General features: G+C 43.8%; 19 protein-coding genes. 12 read left to right on the top strand and 7 right to left on the bottom strand.

The features are described 5' to 3' along the window. Positions 1–45: 45 nt before the first annotated feature. Both ACLWNV_RS17105 and ACLWNV_RS17100 read left to right on the top strand, forming a co-directional pair. Complete coding sequence (locus ACLWNV_RS17105) at positions 46–1,170, top strand: hypothetical protein (RefSeq protein ID WP_413585661.1); 1,125 nt, start codon at positions 46–48, stop codon at positions 1,168–1,170. A gap of 2 nt (positions 1,171–1,172) precedes the next feature. Further along, positions 1,173–2,618, top strand: coding sequence for a hypothetical protein (locus ACLWNV_RS17100; RefSeq protein ID WP_413585660.1), 1,446 nt, complete (start codon positions 1,173–1,175; stop codon positions 2,616–2,618). Here the strand turns inward: ACLWNV_RS17100 and ACLWNV_RS17095 are convergent. Further along, positions 2,572–4,623 carry a hypothetical protein gene (locus tag ACLWNV_RS17095; RefSeq protein ID WP_413585659.1) on the bottom strand — a complete coding sequence of 684 codons (2,052 nt, stop codon included), beginning with the start codon at positions 4,621–4,623 and terminating at the stop codon, positions 2,572–2,574. The genes ACLWNV_RS17100 and ACLWNV_RS17095 overlap by 47 nt on opposite strands. Continuing rightward, complete coding sequence (locus ACLWNV_RS17090; protein WP_413585658.1) at positions 4,595–5,500, bottom strand: hypothetical protein; 906 nt, start codon at positions 5,498–5,500, stop codon at positions 4,595–4,597. The genes ACLWNV_RS17095 and ACLWNV_RS17090 overlap by 29 nt, the downstream gene beginning before the upstream one ends. Before the next feature lie 16 nt (positions 5,501–5,516). Between ACLWNV_RS17090 and ACLWNV_RS17085 the strand changes: the two genes are divergently transcribed. Further along, positions 5,517–6,230, top strand: coding sequence for a nucleotidyltransferase family protein (locus ACLWNV_RS17085; RefSeq protein ID WP_413585657.1), 714 nt, complete (start codon positions 5,517–5,519; stop codon positions 6,228–6,230). Beyond that, entirely contained in the window at positions 6,227–7,132 is a 906-nt protein-coding gene (locus ACLWNV_RS17080) for a hypothetical protein (protein WP_413585656.1), read from the top strand. Before ACLWNV_RS17085 ends, ACLWNV_RS17080 begins: the two co-directional genes overlap by 4 nt. On the opposite strand, the gene ACLWNV_RS17075 is transcribed toward ACLWNV_RS17080, so the two are convergent. Next, positions 7,113–8,018, bottom strand: a complete 906-nt coding sequence (locus tag ACLWNV_RS17075) for an NAD-dependent epimerase/dehydratase family protein (RefSeq protein ID WP_413585655.1) — start codon at positions 8,016–8,018, stop codon at positions 7,113–7,115. The genes ACLWNV_RS17080 and ACLWNV_RS17075 overlap by 20 nt on opposite strands. Positions 8,019–8,043: 25 nt before the next feature. Between ACLWNV_RS17075 and ACLWNV_RS17070 the strand changes: the two genes are divergently transcribed. Continuing rightward, positions 8,044–8,421 carry a hypothetical protein gene (locus tag ACLWNV_RS17070; RefSeq protein WP_413585654.1) on the top strand — a complete coding sequence of 126 codons (378 nt, stop codon included), beginning with the start codon at positions 8,044–8,046 and terminating at the stop codon, positions 8,419–8,421. Here the strand turns inward: ACLWNV_RS17070 and ACLWNV_RS17065 are convergent, their stop codons facing one another. Continuing rightward, positions 8,422–9,879 (bottom strand): hypothetical protein, encoded by a 1,458-nt coding sequence (locus ACLWNV_RS17065; RefSeq protein WP_413585653.1) that lies wholly within the window; start codon positions 9,877–9,879, stop codon positions 8,422–8,424. Positions 9,880–9,925: 46 nt separating this feature from the next. Here ACLWNV_RS17065 and ACLWNV_RS17060 point away from each other — a divergent pair, with 46 nt between their 5' ends. Further along, positions 9,926–10,858: a glycosyltransferase gene (locus ACLWNV_RS17060; RefSeq protein ID WP_413585652.1), complete on the top strand. Its 933-nt coding sequence runs from the start codon at positions 9,926–9,928 to the stop codon at positions 10,856–10,858. Here the strand turns inward: ACLWNV_RS17060 and ACLWNV_RS17055 are convergent. Then, complete coding sequence (locus ACLWNV_RS17055; RefSeq protein WP_413585651.1) at positions 10,852–12,360, bottom strand: hypothetical protein; 1,509 nt, start codon at positions 12,358–12,360, stop codon at positions 10,852–10,854. The two genes, ACLWNV_RS17060 and ACLWNV_RS17055, sit on opposite strands and share 7 nt — an antisense overlap. 56 nt (positions 12,361–12,416) lie before the next feature. Here ACLWNV_RS17055 and ACLWNV_RS17050 point away from each other — a divergent pair, with 56 nt between their 5' ends. The 6 genes from ACLWNV_RS17050 to ACLWNV_RS17025 are packed head-to-tail and all read left to right on the top strand — an operon-like array spanning position 12,417 to position 18,204. Next, positions 12,417–13,916 carry a B12-binding domain-containing radical SAM protein gene (locus ACLWNV_RS17050; RefSeq protein WP_413585650.1) on the top strand — a complete coding sequence of 500 codons (1,500 nt, stop codon included), beginning with the start codon at positions 12,417–12,419 and terminating at the stop codon, positions 13,914–13,916. Beyond that, positions 13,909–15,087, top strand: coding sequence for a DegT/DnrJ/EryC1/StrS family aminotransferase (locus ACLWNV_RS17045; protein WP_413585649.1), 1,179 nt, complete (start codon positions 13,909–13,911; stop codon positions 15,085–15,087). The genes ACLWNV_RS17050 and ACLWNV_RS17045 overlap by 8 nt, the downstream gene beginning before the upstream one ends. After that, entirely contained in the window at positions 15,084–15,914 is an 831-nt protein-coding gene (locus ACLWNV_RS17040) for a transketolase (protein ID WP_413585648.1), read from the top strand. The genes ACLWNV_RS17045 and ACLWNV_RS17040 overlap by 4 nt, the downstream gene beginning before the upstream one ends. Then, a complete protein-coding gene (locus ACLWNV_RS17035; RefSeq protein WP_413585647.1) occupies positions 15,914–16,840 on the top strand; it encodes a transketolase family protein in 927 nt (308 codons plus the stop codon). The genes ACLWNV_RS17040 and ACLWNV_RS17035 overlap by 1 nt, the downstream gene beginning before the upstream one ends. Next, the gene (locus ACLWNV_RS17030) at positions 16,837–17,766 is read left to right on the top strand and encodes an NAD-dependent epimerase/dehydratase family protein (protein WP_413585646.1); all 930 of its coding nucleotides are present in this window, start codon (positions 16,837–16,839) and stop codon (positions 17,764–17,766) included. Before ACLWNV_RS17035 ends, ACLWNV_RS17030 begins: the two co-directional genes overlap by 4 nt. Positions 17,767–17,775: 9 nt before the next feature. Beyond that, a complete protein-coding gene (locus ACLWNV_RS17025) occupies positions 17,776–18,204 on the top strand; it encodes a VOC family protein (RefSeq protein ID WP_413585645.1) in 429 nt (142 codons plus the stop codon). 180 nt (positions 18,205–18,384) lie between these two features. Here ACLWNV_RS17025 and ACLWNV_RS17020 read toward each other — a convergent pair whose 3' ends face one another. Together ACLWNV_RS17020 and ACLWNV_RS17015 are read right to left on the bottom strand one after the other, a co-directional pair. Further along, the gene (locus ACLWNV_RS17020; protein WP_413585644.1) at positions 18,385–19,614 is read right to left on the bottom strand and encodes an NADP-dependent isocitrate dehydrogenase; all 1,230 of its coding nucleotides are present in this window, start codon (positions 19,612–19,614) and stop codon (positions 18,385–18,387) included. A gap of 127 nt (positions 19,615–19,741) precedes the next feature. Continuing rightward, positions 19,742–20,230, bottom strand: a complete 489-nt coding sequence (locus ACLWNV_RS17015; protein ID WP_413585643.1) for a hypothetical protein — start codon at positions 20,228–20,230, stop codon at positions 19,742–19,744. Positions 20,231–20,328: the final 98 nt, after the last annotated feature.

Raw genomic sequence — 20,328 nt, 5'->3', positions numbered from 1 at the left:
CCCATTTTTGTTTGGTATCGTCGGGATCGTTTGTAAGGGGAATGAATGAGTATAATACAGGTGCTTGTTGGCTTTGGATTAGCAGCAATACTTGGCTTAGCCGTGGCTGAGATGGGTAACACATCTAGCAAGCAGGCTGCGCAAGTTCGTGCATCTCTATCCCGTGCTTCCCTTACTCAATCTTTGCAATCCGTTATTTCCTCCAATGCTATTTGTACTGACATGGTTAATAAGACAATGGGATTTGGTCCAACCCTCACGGGACTTTCTTCTCATGATGCTTTAAATGGTCCGAACATCCCAGTTTCTTTCAATTTGGGATCTGGTTTAGTAGTGGCCGATGGAGGAGAGCTCCAGGCGTATGGTCTTACGGTGGAATGGTTACGTGCATTTGATCCACATGAAATTCCTAATGCAGTTCCACCCCCTAAAAAATTGTACGTCACTGATCTAAAAATGAAGGTTAAACAGAATGCGGGAGTATCTAAAGTCGTCGATTTGAAATGGATCGAAGTCGGGAAAGTATACTTTGTAACTTCGGGACCTATAAGCGCGGCGGCCAGAGTCGAAAATTGTTTCGGTACAATCCTTGGAAATTATTTATGTCCGAATACTAATGACATTCAAACTATACAAGGTGGTTCTTGGACTTGTACTTCTATGACTGAAGCTGTTGGCGGTGCTCTTACACAGGCTTGTGGTGGTGGTGGATCCAATACTCAGTTGATTAAAGGCGTGGGCGGTACATCTGTCGGTTGCTCTCGAATCTATAAAATTACTGAACCAAACTGTGATGGTTGGGGTGCGGTAACCGCCGAGTCGGTATGCAAAACCCGTGCGTGTAACTTGCCCCCGGGCGCCGGTGGGGGAGCACCCACTTCCGTCAGTATTGGTGATCAAAACACCCCTGGATTTACTGTTCCAGGTACAACAGTCAGAATTTATGTACCTGGTTCGCCGGGTAGCAGTGGTTCGGGTACAACTCCTTCAACACCGGGTAGTCCTGGGACGTATGTTAACGTTCCCATTCCTGATAGATACGTTAGCGGGGTAACAATCCGAGGTACTTCCCTTAATATCCCAGCGGGATCTTCAGTTGGATATTACAGCTGCGGTGGTGGCTGCGATCGGAATACTCCAGCGCAATGCCCAAATGCACCAACATTCTAAATATGAAATATAAATTAGTGCGCCCACTTTCGGCTGTTTTATTCCTCTATGGAATGATTTGTTATCTGGCGGCCGTCACTAGAAGTTTTCAGATTATTCGGTTTCCATTTACGATTGATTACGGAGAGTCGACAACTATACATCAGATAAAAACTTTGTTCGATGGCCTAAGTCCCTATTCCCAGTCTGCCGCGGATTCATTCAACTACTTTTCGTACACTCCTCTATTTCCATTTCTAGCATCTCTTCTAGGTCATGATCCTGAATCATGGCTTTTTGCGGCTCGCATAATTAATACTTTATCATTGGTTGGTGTAGGACTGCTCATTGCTAAGATGTACTATGACTGGCAGGGGCGTGATGCAACTACGTGGGATTTTGCCTTGCCTTTTATTCTTTGGTTTTCATGGTTTCCAGTTTCAAACTGGATGGGTGTGGGCAGGATCGATGGATTGGCGCTTCTGTTTCAAGTATTGGGTCTTTACTTTTACTTGAAACCCGTCGAGAAATCATCTTCGAAGATGCTGGGGATCCTCTGTTTCGTTTTGGCCTTTTATACCAAGCAAAGTGCGGTTTGGATTCCTCTTTCCCTGATGCTGTGGGAAGCAACTCGACTGAATAGAAAAGATCTGGGTGGTTGGTCGCTATACTTTGCTGCTATTGTCGGTGGTCTTTTTGTTTTGAATCAATTTAGTGGTGGATTCTTGTGGAGTCATCTTTTTGAATCAAATCGCAATGAATTCCGAATCGATAATCTGTTGATTGCACTTAAGGATAATGGAACTTTTCATCTTGGCATCTTGTTGGTAGCTGCGAGTGGCTTAGTAAAGCTGAACCTAAAGTCATCTGATGGGTTGATGGCATTGTTGGCAGTAACTTCTCTAATCTGGGTTGTTGGAGCTGGTCGCGAAGGTAGCAGCTCTAACTTCCTCCTAGAGTTTTCTATTGTGGTGACTTGGTTTGCCGCCCGGGGAGCCCGAAAATTGAATCAGTCCAAAACTATTTCCTGGGTTGCCACCCTCGTTGTTGTTGCGACATGCTGGCATAACGTAGTGGTGCGCTCCTATTTCATTAAAGATCCGGGTCCCGAGCTATTCTGGTCTAACTTTAATTCTTTGGCGAAAGATAGCACCGAGAAAGTTTTGGAACTTGTCAGAAATTCCGATGGTCCCGTGTGGTCAGAGAACCCTTCCTTATCCTTGTATGCCGGTAAAGAAATAATATTTTGGCCTTTCGAATTCGGGCAAGCGATTGCACGAAAGTCCATGAATGAGGATGAGCTATTAAAGCAGTTAGCCGATAAAAAAGTTTCGTTGGTGATTCGAGAATCTGCTACACGGATCGCTCCAGTACAGCGACTGTCTGACAAAATGCTTCAGTTGATAGGTTCGAACTACAAGATTATATATTACGACGACTTCTACGTCGTATATGCGCCAAACCAATAATTATAAAAGCTAACCAGGAAAGAATTGAAATCACGTAAGAGATCCACATGATTGCGGTTCTCTTGTAGTAAAGATTCGTAACATCCGAGGCCTTAAGAATCATGCCCGCAGTAACATCAGTTGGTATCAATCCTTTTTCCTTGGCATTGTCATACCGAAACCCAGGAAAATACTGCATAGCCACTTGTACTGTAGAGGTTCCCGGTTGCGTTTGAATTTCATAGTCTCCCGATGAGACTCTTGTAATAATGTGCTTTTCTTCATCGGGAACCCGGCCGTCATCATTAGGGTTTTTGGAGCAACGATTAAAAAATAGTTCAACGGAGGCGTTTGGGGTGTCCGGACGAAATGTTCGAACGATGGCGGTTTCATGATTCAGATATCGATTTAGCGTTAATGCTTCGTATGAATAGGCGCCGGTCTGCGGGCCAAGCGCAGATATAAGATCGTTATAACAGGAAACCAGTTTGTCGCGGCTCTCGTTTGATTGCCAAAAATACTGAAGTACGGCCTGATAGGATGGCATAAATACTTCGGTAACCGCTGTTTGATTTAGCATTGATTTAAAAAAACAACTCATCACTTCGCAGGATTTTTCCTTGAAGGGATTCCGAAAGTCGCCATCAAGGACAGAAGGTGGACCAGTTAAGTAAAAGAGTGAAGACGATATTAGCCTGTTAGCTGGTGCACTTTCCCAGTAAAGTCCTTTAAGAAAGAATGAGCGTTCACCTAAAAGGTGCGTCTTAATTTCCGAAACAAAGTCAACGCCACGGGAAACCCCAAAGAAGTATGTGCGTCCAGCTGAAAAATCATTTAGCTGGGCAGGTTCCATGCTAACGACTTTAGGTGAATACCACCAGAGGAAATAGCTAGGAGTGAAGTGTCCACCAAAGTTTCCAACCCAAGCGGTAATGAAAAGACTAACAATAAGGGTTTTTCGCTTCCAAGAATGCGACTCGTTTAAGGCAAAAGTGACGGCAAATACAAAAAGAAGAAGCGAAATAAAAAGGAAGCGATAGTAATGAAATGGAATGATTGGAAGCTGGTACTTTAGAGAAACTTTTGCGATGCCAATGAAACTTACGAATACAAATGCTGTAAACGCCAAATAATATGAAAATGTTCTATTTTTAAAAAATAGAAACGAGAACCCTACCATGGTAAGCCAGAATCCCGTTCGCATGGGAATTGATTCTAACTTCACCAGGTACTTTCCATAAGCTAACATAGGAAACATAAAAAAGGCGGTTAGACCTAATGAAACAATGCCCACAAGTACTAAAGCCCGAACATCTTTCTCGAAAACTTTTTTAATCACATAGAAAATAACGGCAACCAAACCAAAAACAAAATGACTCAAAATTGTCAGAGAGATCCAAAGGGCTGTTAGATACTTTTCCTTTTTTTGAGTCGATAGAATTGCCAGGACCAGGAATCCAGCGGATAGGAACTGGTTTGTGATGCCCGTTACGTAAATGTCCTGAAGAGTAAGGCCCTGAAAGAACATGGTGACAGGATTCTCATAAAAGTTCAGAGAATGACCAAAGTTTTTTTCGAACGAATAGACATTTATATAAAGAGTCCAAGATACGAAGATGACAAAGAAGATCTTTGCGGCGAATTTGTCTAAGCTTCTGCTAAGGCGATATAAAGAATAAATGTAGAAAGAGAATAGGACGAATACGAACGAGCTGTAGAGCCATCTGTCATCCAGTACACCTCGCAACACCCACTCATTTATCTTGATGACTATGGCCAGTAGGAAGTCGTGCAGGGGTGGGTAAAACAAATTCTGTATGCCACCTAGAAAGTAATGATCATTAAATCCGTGAAGGCCCACTTCCAAAATATCTTTACCGCTGGCATAGCGGCCGCCACCGTCCAAGGTGTACAAGATATTACGATAAGTTAGAGCAAGCACACAGCTGATGCAGTTTAGGAAAATCAACTTTTCCCAGTGGCGTTTTAGGAAGTTCTTAATTCCATTCAACTTTGCGGACTCCATGACCAATACTTTCTAAAAAGGACTTTTCCTTTGGTTTTTCCACAGCGAATACGGTTACTTTTTTTGAAAGACCGCAGGTTTTTGCTGCATATACGTCGGGTGGATTCTGATCTTTTCCTTGTTTCACGTTCCAGCTGGATCTTAAGATTTGTTTGAATTCTACAGGATCATCATTGTGCCACGCCTCGGCGGCTTTCTTGGCGAATTCTTTTTGTAACTTCAATGAAGTGGAATCTGGTAGTTCCATTTCTCCTAAACTGATGCCCGGGCTTTCTTTTACATAGAATGAAAGGTCAAGTTTCTGCAAAAAGCTGCTATCCAGAATTCGATGAACAATTTCTGAATCGGGCTTTTTTGACAGGTGGTGAGCTCCCTGATGCAGGCAAGGATAAAAATCCTGAAAACCGCCAAAGATGCTTAGGGTGTTACGCTCAATTGAATGCGCCACAGTCAGAATCTTTTCGTCGGACCAACTAAGGTTAAGCAATGCCAGACACGATTTCAATACAGAGATCAAATGAGCCGAACTTCCACCCAAACCGGTTTGTGGAGCAAACTCCGAGTATGACTTCACATGAAGACCGCAGTTAAGTTCCATCAATTCATTTGCAAAACAGTTGAGAACTGCAAGGCTGATTCGGAACTCATCCTTTGCGATAAGTACCAATTCAGGGAGCTTATCTATTTGCGCCTGAGTTTTGTAATCCTGACTCTCAATAAATATATGTGGACTTTGGGTTTTCTGAATTTCACAATGAGAATAGGCTTTGAATGAAGCATTGATGATTTCAGTGCCGTACTCGTTGGTAAAAAAAGGCAGATCTGTTCCGCCTCCAATTAAACCTATTCTATATGGAATACTCGTTTTAAAAACCATTTAGGGAAATGCTACTTTGGGAACTACGGAATTGGAAACAAAAACTTTAGTTCTGCTCGCGGGAGGAAAGGCCTCTCGTCTAAATGAGTTTTTGAATACTGATTCGCAGATAAAATGCCTGGTTCGCTTCGGGGATGTTGTTTTTATTGATCTTCTTTTACGTCAGGCATGCGAAGCGGGAATAGAACATGTCATTCTTCTTGCGGGACCAGCACGTGAAAGTATCAAAGCGCACTTGGCGAATGGAGATTATAACATGCAGTTCTCCTTTCCGGATGAGGAAACCCGATTGGGAACTGGCGGAGCTCTTTCGCTGATTGCTCCATTCGTTAAGGAATCACGCTTTATTCTGTCCAATGCGGACACATTCTTTGCTGAGAATCCATTTCAAACAATTCAAAGAGTTTCAAAGAACCAAAAGGCAGTTTTTTTGGTAAGCCCAAAAGAAAACCACGAAAAATCTGGATTTCTCGCGAACTCCCAAACATCGCAGTGGCAAGATCTCTATAACACACCTGGGTACTGTTACGCAGGCGTCGCGATGTTGAGTTCTGACCTGGTTCTTAAATGGCAGTCGTTGAATCTGCCAGAAACGTGTTCTTTTGAAAGGGATGTGTTTCCCAAGATTAAGAACGACGTGAAATTCTATAAATGTGATTTTTCTGAGATCGATTTTGGAACGGCTGAGGGGTTTCGCAGGCTGCAGACATTGTTGCGGGAAGTGGTATGAACGAATATCAACTTCTACGACAAAAACACTTTAAATCTGCGGTCGCACAAACGAGCTTTCATACCGATGAAGCTTTGACGGCCAGCTTTCGTATTCCGAAGGATCTGTTCCTGGAATTGCAAAACAAAGTTAAGAACTATCTTCTCATCTCGGCAGGGCAATCGGCACTTTCTGATTCAACTGAAGATTTTTTGAATACGTTTCCAAACATCGCAAAGAATGTGAGTACATCGGGGATTGTGATTCCTAAATCCTACTGTGACCACTTATTCACTGAAGTACATCGTGTGATTGCTGATATTCTGGCTACATCCAATATTAATCACGCGGCAGAGTTCTGGATTTATCCCTTTAATGTACGTGTAAAGAATCCGGTTAAAACTTCCGATACTTTAAGCTATCCCACCGAACTTCCGCACTCGGAAACGTGGGTAGGTTGTTCAAAGAGATCGGTGCTTTTGCATATTCCCGTTCTAGGAGACATGGAAAATAATCTGCTGAAGGTGTGGAAGCCGGGTACTGAAATGGGTCCCGATTGGTTAAAGCCACTTTCAAGTTATCACGACGCTAATGAACTGATTAAGAATAGCCAGGAACTGGCAATTTCTAGTCAGACGGGCCATGTTATGATGGTTGATTCTTCACTTTTGCACGGTACGTTCAGACGGGAAAATGCCGGCCCAAGAGTTTCTATTGATTTGAATGTGGTATTGAAAAACTATTCGGTCGACGAGTTTCCCGACAAGGATAATTTGCTCGCAGATCGTCAAAAAGTGTCTAATCACGATTTCTTTGAAATCGGGAGATCCCTGCGTGTTCAATCTCCAGACGGGGATGGCGATATCTTTTCGCCAGAAGATGGAATGCGCCATCCCGCCAATATTAAGATTGTAAAGTTCTAAGTCCCTGGGAGAGTGGAATTTTAGCTTTCCAGCCAAATCTATCCATAGCCGTGGTATCAAGAAACTTGTGTTGAGCGCCCGTCAAGTTATTGCTGACGAAATCAAGTTCACCCGTAAATCTTGTTTGGGCTTGAATCAGTTTTGCCAGTGTTGCAATCGAGGTTACTTCTCCGCTTGCAACATTTATGACCGAAGGCAGATTTTTCTGCTCCAACAAATGCAAAGTTGCATCTGCTAAGTCAAACGAGTGAAGAAAGTCCCTCTGATTGGCTCCGTCACCCCAGATTTCAACTTTCGTCAATTGACTGGCTTTCGCTTCCGACATCTTTTTTATTAGTGATGGAATCACGTGAGAATGTTCTGAAGCTTTTTTCTGAAGAGGGCCATAGACGTTACTTGGAATAACTGAAATGAACTCAGTGCCGTGTTGCTTATTCATAGCTTCTGCCATTGACAACGCATTCAGTTTTGCCAGGGCGAAATGCTTGCTGCTTTCTTCAACTTGTCCGTTTAGAAGCGATGATTCATTGTATGGTAAAGGTGCATTCAAAGGATACACACATGCTGGAACGAATTGGATCATCCGTTTAACCCCTGACTTCAGGGAAGCACTGATGACTGCTGAACTCATAAGAGTATTTTCTAGTGAGTAGTCAGCCGGCATTTTGATATTCGCAGCAACTCCGCCGCTTTTCCCAGCGGCGTTTATGACTACTTCTGGCTTGTGCTTTGAAAAATACTTTTCCACTTCAGAAAAGTTCAACAGATTAAGTTCCCCCGAGTTGGGTGTAAGTAGAGAACGTGCGGACTCCGGGCTCAGCTTTTTCGATAAAGCTGCCCCGATTAAACCTGATGCTCCCAGTAATAAAACTTTTTGGTTATCCATAGCTTATTTAGTGACTAACCAGCGAGTGAAAGCAACAATAATTCAAGTGAACAGTTCTAAGTTGATTATCCTGACTATGATGAGTGTGCTTCTTCTGGCTGTGGTTTCAGCCGGCGGTCGATACTATTATTTTAGCTCTCAAGAACAGAGTTGTCAGATTCAGAAAATCGAGTTTTCAAAACAAGTATGTTCCCAGAGCGGGCAGCTGGGCGATTGGAAGCAGATTGAAGGATTGGTTCAAGTCAGAATTCCTGCAGCAAATACCAATGGCGAAGCCTATCTGGTAAAAAAGGAACTGACTAATGTTGAATGGGTCCAGCACCCAGGCTGGTTCGGATTTAAGTATAACTGTATCTTTGATCAAGTGATCGTAATTCAAAACAATCAGTGTCGGTTTCTGTAACTACTTTCTTCGAACAAAAATGAAGCCAAGATCGGTTATTCTTTGTAGCTCGTATTCAGTATTTAGATTTTCCAATAGTCCCTTTGGCAATTTGAACTTTGTCCAAGCCAGGTTCTTATCGGGATACTCTGTAAACAAAAGTGCATCGTACTTTGCAATCAAGTCCACAGCTGTGAAGGTTTCTGCATTCATCTGATTCTCAAAATACATATAGTTTACGGGGTACGCCATTAATGCACAGACCCCAGGTTCATCGCAAAATACAGCTTTTGCACCGGCCTGATTAAGGTATTCCTTCGTAGTAGCTAAAGCACTTTCTGGATTGTGTCGGGTGGGAGGCCATGCGCGGTGGCTTAGGTAAGTGAACTTTCCAGCTAAGTTATGATTCTCGGCATAGTTTAAACTGAATGAAAACAGCAATAAAGCCAGTATCCCCACAGATTGAGAATTTAATTTTAATTTCAGAATTTCTTGAATACCCAAGAAAGCCAAAAGTCCCAGAGGAATACTCATCGATATAAAGTAATTGAAGTTAGATCCACTTCTGCCCAGTCCAAGTAGAACCAGCAAGGCGGTGATCGCAAACCAAAGTGGCAGGAACTTTTTCGAGAGCTGATGTTGAGAGGTTCTAAATCCGACGAAGGCGAGAGCGAATAGAAACAAATGCGCGACTAGATATCCAGAGCCCATTTCCAAAAGCCTTGAGAAATGGAACGATTGCTCTTGAAGCTGTGTGACCGTGTGCTGCCAATACGAAGGCCCTAATACCCAAGTTATTGCGGTCCCAAGAAGTGCTACGCCAACAAGAATCAGGGGTGTGGCTTTCAAAAGACTTCTGCGGTTATTGAATAGTTGATAGCCAGCAATAAGCAGTGGACCTGCGATAAAATTTTGTTTGCACAGAAAAGCCAAGATAAAACAGACGAAAGGGGCTGCATAGCTTCGCTTTGAATGCTGAACTGATTTTGCAAATAACAGAATTCCCAAAACCTCAAAGAGTGCAGCTAAAAGATCTGCTCTGGCAAGAAGGGACCAGTCGAATACAGCAGACTGGTATAGTATCAAAACGGCCAACAGGGGAAGATACTTCAGATTCTGCACAGTAGATTTAAATAAGATCATCCATGCAAGAAGTGCGATGAGAAGTGCCGATATAACCGATATAGTTCTGCCGGACGTCAGGGTGCTGTTGGCATTGTGGGAGAAACTCGATACCAAGCTCAAATGTAAGAACGGATAACCAACGATCTCACTTTTTTCAAGAGCCTCTTCCGAATAAACACTTTTTAGGCTTTCGGCATTTCGAAACTTTTCCACAAAGGCTAAAGTTGTTCCCTCGGCATAGTCACGATTTAGGCCATAGTTGACTTCGTTGACCGCAGTGACCAGGTAACTTCCCAGGAAAATCATAGGAAGCAGAAAGTAGAAAATGATTCTGGTCAGTGATGCTGTCTTCATTCTTTAAAGCTAGCATGATTAAAACGGCTATGGCAAAGTGGATGATATGCTTCTATCTGTAGTACTTACGAATTTAAACGAAGGCGCGACAATCCAGGAATTTATCTCCCGCTGTGGCTTGGCTTTGGATAAGGTTAAGCAGGAGTTCGGCATTGACGGAGAGATGATTTTTGTCGACGACCATTCCAAAGATTTTTCGCCTAGCCTGATTAAGGATGCTATTCAATCTGACAAACGTATTCGTATGTTACAGATGACTCGAAAAATGGGTCGCGATATTTGTTTCTTTGCCGGACTTAAAGTTGCCAAGGGTGATCTTGTCATTACCATGGATTCTGATCTTCAAGATCCTCCAGAGCTTTTTGCAGAGTTGATCAAGATGCAAAGAACCACCCAGGCCGACGTTGTGAATACTCATATGCTCGAACGCCACGGTGAAACACTTTATAAGCGAATCATGCTAAAGCTTTCCTACCGTATACTCTCCCTTTCTTACCCATTTAAGTATTCAGTTGATTGTGGAAACTTTAAGCTTTTAACCCGTCGGGCGACGAATGAAATTTTGCGATCGGGGGAGTTTGATCCGTACTTCCGTGCTTACACGGATTGGATTGGATTAAAACAAGCTTATTTGCCGTTTCAGCGCCAGCCGAGATTTGCTGGTGAAACTAAATTTTCATTGGGTGGCCCTCGCAGCTACTTGGAATTTTTCAGAGCTTGGACACATTTTTCCTATTTCCCATTGCACTTGCCGTTTTTTGTGGGAGCAGTCTTCTTGCTTGGAGCCCTTGCTGGATTAGTCTCTTTGCTGAACACTTTCAGTCAAAGCACTTTGCTTATATCTGTAGTGAGTTTAGGCTTCTCAATGCTGTTTTTTATTATTTGGCTTTTTGGATTTTATATTCGCCAGGTTCATACGGCGACTCGCAACCGGCCACATTATATTGTTAACGAGGCCGTAAATTTAGAGCATCATTGATCATTTTTCGGAAGCTTTCTGTAGATCGTATAGCCCGGATATCTTTGATATGGTGCAAGTTTAACCAGGGCCTCTTGATTGAATTGCAGATAGCGACCCGTAAGATCTTTAAAACGACCTTCGACTTCGTAGGGTGAGTAACTGCCATCATTTCGAACCACAAAAAGCAAAGGCTTTGTAAATGCAGTGGCCTGTGGCAGTTGCAAGGCTTCGAACCTCAGAATAGTTTCTGGTTTTGATTGAAGTCCTAACGTCCATGAATAGAAATCCCACCACGCCATCACAGGAATAGTTGTAAACATGGGTATGAAATGATTGTGGCGGCTATCAATAATAGCCACGTAATCCTTAGGTGTGTCGTTTTGAAGTCTTTCCGCTATGTCCATTTCAATTCGACTGCTGATCGGATAAATTTCGGTCCACTCTTTAAGTGAAGGCACGATACACACCAGACAGATCGGAATCAGCAGTTTTTTCGCCGGTAAAAGTTGCACCACGAGTGATGAACACAGAAACATCATCAGCAGAGTATTTTTAATGTTATCGTATTCGTTAATCTGCCACTGAAACAACAAGTGGACTAAGGTGAGTGTAACGATTATGGAAAGCTCGATATACTTTCTCTTGTAAATGGCGAGGCCGACACCAAGCAAATAAACGATTCCACCGAAAAATGGCCAGAAAAGAATGGGATTTACCCCAAAGCGTTCTTCTGTCCAATTTGGACGAAACATCGGATAGCCGGCAGTCGCTTCTCCCCATAAATAGTATTTAAAGGTGAAAACAATTGCCAGACTGGCAAAAGCCCATGCGATGGCCTCAACAGGTATTGATCTTTTCTTTTTAAAGATTACGAATGAAAAGATGGTCGCCGTGACCGCAATCGACAGAAGTGTATGGGGGTGAGTCATACTGACCAAAAGAGTGATCCCAGTCAGCTTCAAAAAGGTAAGTACCTTCTGTTTAAAGTTCTCTTGTGTTGTGGAATTTAGAAATCTATCAAAGATTCCATATACGATTAGCAGTAATGAAAACGTCAGCAACAGACTTCGGTTTGGACTAAAAGTGTTTAACCACAATTGGGGCTGAGTACCTTCGCCATTAGGCATGCTGGCAAATAGAAACAGCACCAAAACTGCCGCAATCGAATTTTTATTGAAACCCCTGCGGTGAAGGAACTGATAAACGCAGTAAAGAAATAAGACGGTAAATAAGATCGAAGGAATTAGAAACGCGGACTTAAAGGGCAATCCTGTTTTCAACAATAAACCGGAAGGTACGTCAGCCCAAAATGGATAATTGTTGCGAGTATTGTAAACGAACGGATTATGGGTGTACCACTCTACCAGGGATTGATAGTGAACTTTGGTGGCGTGAGCGAAATGCACCGGCCAATCGATATAATTTGAAATTCCCCGTGCCCAAAGAATATCGTCATTCCAGTACAAGCTGGTTGGCCAATAAAGAACGACAAGCAAAAATATAATGCAATATAATAACATGATTAATTATTGCACAAACTGGTGTTTATCCAAATAATATTTTTGGAGTGAATTCAGTGGACATACTTTTTCTAAATCCCCCTATTTCAGAACACGTTTACCAGAATCTAAGTGGTGGCGTTGCTACATTGGAACTTCCGGTGTGGATGGGGATGTTAACAGCTTCAATGAAAAGTATGGGTCACAGTGCTGATCAAATTGATTGTGCGGCGGAGTCGCTGGCGACAGCACAAACCTATGATCGTATCTGCCAGCTAAATCCCAAGCTTATTTGTATCGTGGTCTATGGTCAGCATCCTTCGGCCTCGACTCAAGCGATGTTTGGGGCAAGTTATCTGTGCACGGAGCTAAAGAAACTGGATCCCACACTTAAGATTATCATGCTGGGTGGTCATATCTCCGCACTACCTCTGCGCACGATGCAAGATGAGGCGTGTGATTTTGTTTGTGAGGGCGAAGGCCCGAGAACCTTGGATGCTTTATTGCAAACAGACCTTAAGACGATCTCGCATCTGAAAAAAGTTCCGGGTTTATGGTATCGCGACGATGGAAATATCGAACACAATCCGGCGGCTCCATTAATTGAGCAAAAGCTATTGGGCACTGTTTTTCCGGAAGTGGATTTAAAATCACTGCCTATGGGAAACTACAAAGCTCCGAACTGGCATTGTTTTGATCACATTGAGCAACGTCAGCCGTATGCCACAGTTTATACCAGCCTTGGTTGTCCATTTAGATGCAGTTTTTGCTGCATCAGTGCTCCATTTGGAAAACAGGGTACATTCCGCTACTGGGAACCAGAATTCATCATCAAGCAGTTTGATGTCTATGCGGCTTTAGGTATTAAGAATATCAAAATTGCCGACGAGATGTTCGTACTTAAAGAAGAACATTTTTTACGAATTGCGGAACTTCTAATTGAGCGAAAGTACGATTTCAACATCTGGGTTTTCGGTCGCATCGACACGATCAAGCCTCAACACGTGGATAAGCTAAAAGCTGCCGGTATTAACTGGATTGTCCTGGGTATCGAAGCATTCGATCAAAAAGTGCGAACTGGCGTGAACAAAGGACGTTATACCGAAGAAGATATCTTCGCGAAAACCAAGATGCTTAAAGATGGTGGCATCCACGTTCACGGCAATTTCGTCTTTGGTCTTCCTGACGATACACTTGAGACCATGCAAAGAAGTCTGGATCTGGCAGTCGAGCTAAATCTGGAAACTGCAAATTTCTATTCGGCAATGGCGTATCCAGGCTCAGAACTATATCGCGAAGCTGTTCGTAACAATACGGAACTTCCAGAAACGTGGTTGGGTTATAGTCAGCACTCTTTTGATTGCAAACCGTTGCCAACAAAACATATTAGCTCAGCGGAAGTTCTAACCTTTAGAGATCAGGCGTGGAGCATCTATCATAATAGCCCCGCTTACTTGAACTTGATTAAAACCAAGTTCGGTCAGAAAACCTATGACTACATCGTAAACCTTAAAAAGATCAATCTCAGTCGCAGATACTCCATTGATAAGGTTCTGGCTAAGGCTTCCTATGAATAACTATCGCTGGCCCTTAATTCAAAATAATATCAACGAGGCCGATAAGACTGCTTTGGTGAAACACATCATGACGTCTGATCGTTTTACTCAAGGTGAAAAGGTAAAGCAGTTTGAAAAAGCCTGGTCACAGTGGTTGGGTGTTAAGCACAGTATTTTCCTAAGCTCCGGTTCGGCTGCAAACTTTCTAACAATGTCAGCACTTAGAGATATCGCGGGAACCGGTGAAGTGATCCTGCCGCCACTGACTTGGGTTTCGGATGTTGTCTCTGTGATTGAAAACGGCTTTACGCCGGTTTTTGTAGACATCAATGCGGAAACATTGGCATTGGATTATGAAGGCATTAGAAAAGCTATCACGCCAAAAACAAAAGCGGTATTTCTGACACATATTCTGGGGCTAAATGGCGTTGATAAGAAAATCCTGGATTTGCTTAAAAGCCGAAACATTCCCCTAATCGAAGACGCATGCGAATCTCACGGAGCCATGTACGGTAAAAAGAAAGTGGGAAGCCTCGGTTTTGCCTCCAACTTTTCCTTCTATTATGGGCATCACATGACGACCATTGAAGGCGGCATGGTTTCCACTAATGATCCAAAGTTTGCGCAACTTATCAGAATTAAGCGCGGGCATGGATTGTTGCGTGAATCGACCGCCCCGGAAGAACTGCAGGAATTTCTAGGCAATTCCAAAGGTGTCTATAAGGAATTTGATTTCCCAGTCGTTGGATTCAATTTCCGCAACAATGAATTGGGCGCTGTTCTTGGGATTAACCAACTAAAGCGCCTGGATAAAAACAACGTCCAAAGAAATGTACGTCTTCTAAGATTTCTAAAGCAGCTTAATCGCAAGAAGTACTTTACTGACTACAATGTTAAAGGCAGCTCAAGTTATGCTTTGCTTTTGCAACTGCGTGCAGAGCATGCGCATTTAAAACCCCAAGTCGAACAAGTCCTAAATCACTTGGGAGTCGAATATCGCCGCGGAATGTCCGGTGGTGGTAATCAAACTCGACAGGGATTTTTAAAAACTCGCGGAATTAAACTGGATCCAACGGATTACGTGAACACTGAGCAAATTCACCATAACGGATTCTATCTGGGCAATTTTCCAGGATTGCCGCTAAAATGGATCGATGAACTTTGTAAGGCTCTCAATGAGGTCGGCGAATGATGAACTTTGAAGAACTAAAAAAATTAGCCCACGACACCCGCACCGAAGTTTTAGAGATGTGTATTAAGGCAGGTACCGGTCACGTCACTTCTTCGATGTCTTCAGTTGAAGTTCTAATCAGTCTCTATTTTGGTGGACTGGTCAATGTTAGACCAGAGGAACCAAAGTGGTCAGGACGTGATCGCGTGATCATCAGTAAAGGCCAATGCAGTCCTTTGATTTACAGTGTGCTTTCCACAAAAGGGTTTTTCCCGAAAGACTGGCTTAACGGATTTGCACAAAAAGACGGTCACTTTGGCGTGCATCTGCAAAACAGTGTGCCAGGTGTTGAACTAACGACGGGTGCTTTGGGGCATGGTCTTGGGGTTGCTGCCGGTGTTGCACTTGCGGCAAAAATGAATCGTGACCTTCATATGGTATATTGTCTTCTGGGAGACGGTGAACTTTACGAGGGTTCCATCTGGGAATCAGCGATGTTCGCAGCTCACAATCAGCTCAACAATCTCGTCGTTATCGTTGATCGGAATTTCCTGGCAACGACAGACTTTACCGAAAACATGATGGCACTGGAACCTTTGGATCAAAAGTTTGAGTCCTTTGGCTTTAATGTCGTGACAGTGGATGGACATAATATTGAATCTCTAATCCAAAGCATGTCGGGTCTGCGCAATCGCAAGTCCCGTAAGCCCACTGTCATTATTGCTGAAACGACCAAGGGCGCTGGGATCCCTTCACTTTCTCACAATCCGGTTATGCACGGAGTTCCTCCAAAAGGAACTCAGGAAATTAATCAGGCCCGCAAAGACTTGGCGAAAGGATCTATCTAATGTTGCACACAGAACTTTCCCAACGTGATGCCTTATTGTCGGAAATTTACGAGCGCGGTAAAATGGATCGCGACATCGTGGTTATTTCCGCTGACATGGGGGCGCCGGCACTTGATCTGATTCGTCGTAATCTTCCAGGTCAGTTCTTTAACACGGGGATTGCTGAACAAAATGCGATCCTTGTTGCCTCGGGCTTAGCACTTGAAGGTAAAAAGCCTTTTGCTTTCGCCATTGCGTCCTTCATCACGATCAATTGTCTGGAAAAAATTCGCGTGCAGATGTCCATCATGAAGTTGCCGGTACAGATTATCGGTGTCGGTGGTGGTTTTAGTTACGCAGATTCAGGACCTACTCACCACGGGGTTGAGGATGTCGCTGTTATGCGGGCTTTCCCAAATATCGAAATCCTAAATATTTCCAGTGCGGAGAATGCCGAGCTGGCAGCGAAGTATGTTTTAGATAATCCGAGTACTCCACGCTACCTGCGCCTTGACCGTGAAGTGCTTCCACATATTCCAGGCGAATCCGCGATGAATTTCGCACAAGGGTTCAGATACCTGAAAAAAGGCGGCAGCAAGCAGTTGCTTCTGGTTACGGGTAACTTAGTCGCTAAATCCAAAGAGATCATGGATAACTCCCCGGATCTTAGCATTATCGAAGTCGCACGCTTGGATATGGTTCACGAAAACCTGCGTAAAGAGCTATCTAACTATAAGCAGATTATCTGCCTTGAAGAGCATTTCCGTAACGGCGGTTTAGGCACGATGATTTCTGAGACGGTTACGGACTGGGATATTCCTTGCTCGGTAAAACGTATGGCTTTGAATATGAGCGGTGGCTATACCTATAAATACGGCGGCCGTGAAGTTCTAAGACAGGATCTGGGTTTAAACCTTGCAGAGCTATTTTCAGAAGTTACCGCATGAAAATTCTAATCACCGGGGCCGCAGGATATAAAGGAACGCAGCTTGTGGACTTGATGCTCTCATCAGGCCACGAAGTTTTTGCCCTGGATGATTTCAGATACAATCAAAAAGTATTTCAGGCGCATCTGAAAAATCAGAACTTTCACTTGATGAAAGCTGATGCCAGAGATACCTCAGCTTATGCGAATTGGCTTAAAAAATGCGACGCCTTTGTTCCCTTGGCGTGCTTAACTGGCGCGCCGGTTTGTGAAAAGCACACGGATCTTGCAACATCAGTGAATCACCAGGCAATTGTCGATGGTGTAAAACTTCTTTCTAAAAATCAGGCCGTTCTTTTTCCCATGACCAACAGTGGATACGGTGTTGGGGGCGAGGCTTACTGCGATGAATCTTCTCCGCTAAAACCATTGTCCCATTATGCGCGCCTAAAGGTTGAAACAGAAAAAGCAGTTCTTGATCGCGGCAATGCAGTCTCATTTCGCTTTGCTACCTTATTCGGAGCAAGCTATCGCATGCGCTATGATCTCCTGGTGAATGATTTCATGTGGAAAGCACAAGCGGCGGGCGAGATTCATCTTTTCGAAGGACATTTCCGCAGAAATTTCCTGCATGTTTTAGACGGAGCCCGAGTTTACGTTCATGCCCTTCAAAATTGGGACACAATGAAAGACGGCATTTACAATGTCGGATTAACAGCAGCGAACATGACTAAGCTTGAGCTTTGCCAAGAAATTCAGAAAGTAGTTCCGAATCTGGTAATTACTGCCAACAATGAAATGAAAGATCCGGATAAACGGGACTATGTAATTTCCAATCAGAAAATTGAAAACACCGGGTTCCGCTGCGAAAACAGCCTTCAGGACGGCCTGCAAGAGCTAAAGAAAATCTTCATCCTGGGACGAAGTGCAGAGGACTCAAACCAATAAGGGGACATTATGGAAGTAAATGAAATGTATCGCGGACGTTTAATAGATCATCTTCAATTGGTTGTGAATGATCTCGAGAAAACCAAAAAGTTTTATCTTCCGGTATTTGAAACTCTGCAAATTCCCATCGGCGGCGAAGGTCCCGATTTCTTCTGGGTTGACGAGCTGTTCATCTCTTCAAAAACCAGCCAAGCCGCAAATGGCGAAGTGACTGGTCGTACTCATCTGGCGTTCCAGGCAAAAGATCGCGAAATGGTAGATCGTTTCTATGAAGTCGCACTTAAATCCGGTGGTAAAGACAATGGCAAACCAGGCGAGCGCCCATATCACCCGGGCTACTACGCAGCTTTCGTGATCGATCCCGACGGCAATAACATCGAAGCCGTATACCACGGCCCCGGCAAAAAGAACGTCGACGCCATCAAAATCACTTGGTAATCGCTGAAGTACATCGCGTAAAAAACCGTGAACAAAGTGGTCGAATCTACTTCCGCAGCGAAAATGAAAATGACAGCCTCGAACGCAAGTCTGAAATAAAAAAAAAGCCCCGGGTTTTCCCAGGGCTTTTTAATTTAAATCTTAGTGATTTGTTCTACTCCGAAAAGGTCGGAGTGCAAACTACATCGCAAGAGCTTTTTTCAAGTTCTCGTCTAGCTTTGCCAAGAACGGCTCAGTGTTCATGTACTTGTCAGCTGGAACTTTGTCGCCATAGATACAAACGGCAAGGTCCTTCGTCATGAAGCCTGCTTCAACAGTAGCTACGCAAACTTTTTCCAAAGTTTGAGCGAACTTAACCAACTCAGGATTGTTATCCAGGTTTCCACGGTGCTCAAGACCACGAGTCCAGGCAAAGATAGAAGCGATTGGATTTGTAGAAGTTGGCTTACCTTGCTGATGCTGACGGTAGTGACGAGTCACTGTTCCGTGAGCTGCTTCAGATTCCATTGTTTTACCATCTGGAGTAACAAGTACTGAAGTCATCAAACCAAGAGAACCGAAACCTTGAGCTACTGTATCAGACTGAACGTCACCGTCGTAGTTCTTACAAGCCCATACGAAGTTACCATTCCATTTCAATGCAGAAGCAACCATGTCGTCGATCAGGCGATGTTCATAAGTGATGCCTGCAGCATCGAACTTCGCTTTGAACTCTTTTTGGTAGATGTCTTCAAAGATGTCTTTGAAACGACCATCGTATTTTTTCAAGATGGTGTTTTTAGTGGAAAGGTACAACGGCCATTTTTTCGTCAATGCTTGGTTGAAGCAAGAACGAGCAAAGCCCGTGATAGATTCGTCAGTGTTGTACATAGTCAATGCAACACCATCACCTTTGAAGTTGTAAACTTCGTGAGTGATTGTTTCGCCACCATTTTCAGGTTGGAAAGTAACAGTCAATTTACCCTTACCTTTAGTCACGAAATCTGTCGCGCGGTATTGGTCACCGAATGCGTGGCGACCGATGCAGATTGGTGCTGTCCAGTTAGGTACCAAACGTGGAACGTTTTGGCAGATGATTGGTTCACGGAAAACTGTACCATCAAGGATGTTACGGATTGTGCCGTTCGGTGATTTCCACATTTGCTTCAAGTTGAATTCTTTTACGCGAGCTTCGTCAGGAGTGATCGTCGCGCATTTGATACCAACATTGTACTTTTTGATCGCTTCAGCAGCGTCAACAGTTACTTGGTCGTTAGTAGCATCACGATGCTCCATGCCCAAGTCGTAGTACTTAATGTCGATGTCCAGGTAAGGAAGGATTAGTTGTTCTTTGATGAACTTCCAGATGATTCTCGTCATTTCGTCGCCGTCTAGTTCAACGACGGGATTTGCAACTTTGATTTTTTTCATGAGTTGTCCTTTGAAGGGTTAATAAGCCCTAGAAATATAGATCAGGGGCGGACCTCATGACAAAGGATTGAGGAAGTTCTGCTTTGCGGCGAGCCCCAGGGCCTAACTCCAGGGCGGGCATTGAAAACTAGTTGGTTGCAGGAAGCAAAGTAAGAGCAGTGCCCTCGGCCTGATTTACAATTACCAGGCAAGGGCCTTGGAAGCGGTAAGTTAAATCATCCGGATTGATTTTGGATTGGCAAACCAGCTTGTAACCCTCTCTTTGCAAGGCATTCTCACCTAAAGCGGAGTCCAAATAGCTCACAGAGTTAATACCCAGAACGATGCGCGAAGTAGCGGTTGCGCGAACCGGGGCGCCATCAAAGACGCAGTCATTGGTAACGCGAACATAGTCGCGGGCAAACGTGAAGGTTTTCGTAAATTGTGTGTTACCGATACCTTGCTTGTAAAACCAGGAACCGATGATTGTTTTTGAGGAGCCACCACCTGTGTTGCAGGCAGTATAGTCAGTCTGATTTGCGATTGTGTCTTCAGGGTTATTTTCGTCAAGTTCTTCTACGGGCTTGCAGGCAGTCAAAGTTAAACCCAAAAGCAATACGGAAATCAGAAACTTCATGGTTCCATCCTTGGTTGAAAAGTTCGTGTCTTATTAAGCTTTCCCGAGGCGGGAATGGTCCGTCAATAAAACTCTGTGAGCAGAATAAAAAAAGAGGA

The sequence above is a fragment of the Bdellovibrio sp. HCB274 genome (assembly GCF_047306075.1).
Lineage (GTDB): Bacteria > Bdellovibrionota > Bdellovibrionia > Bdellovibrionales > Bdellovibrionaceae > Bdellovibrio.
The sequence above is the reverse complement of the archived record's forward strand: the minus strand, read 5'-3'. Positions and strand labels throughout refer to the sequence as shown.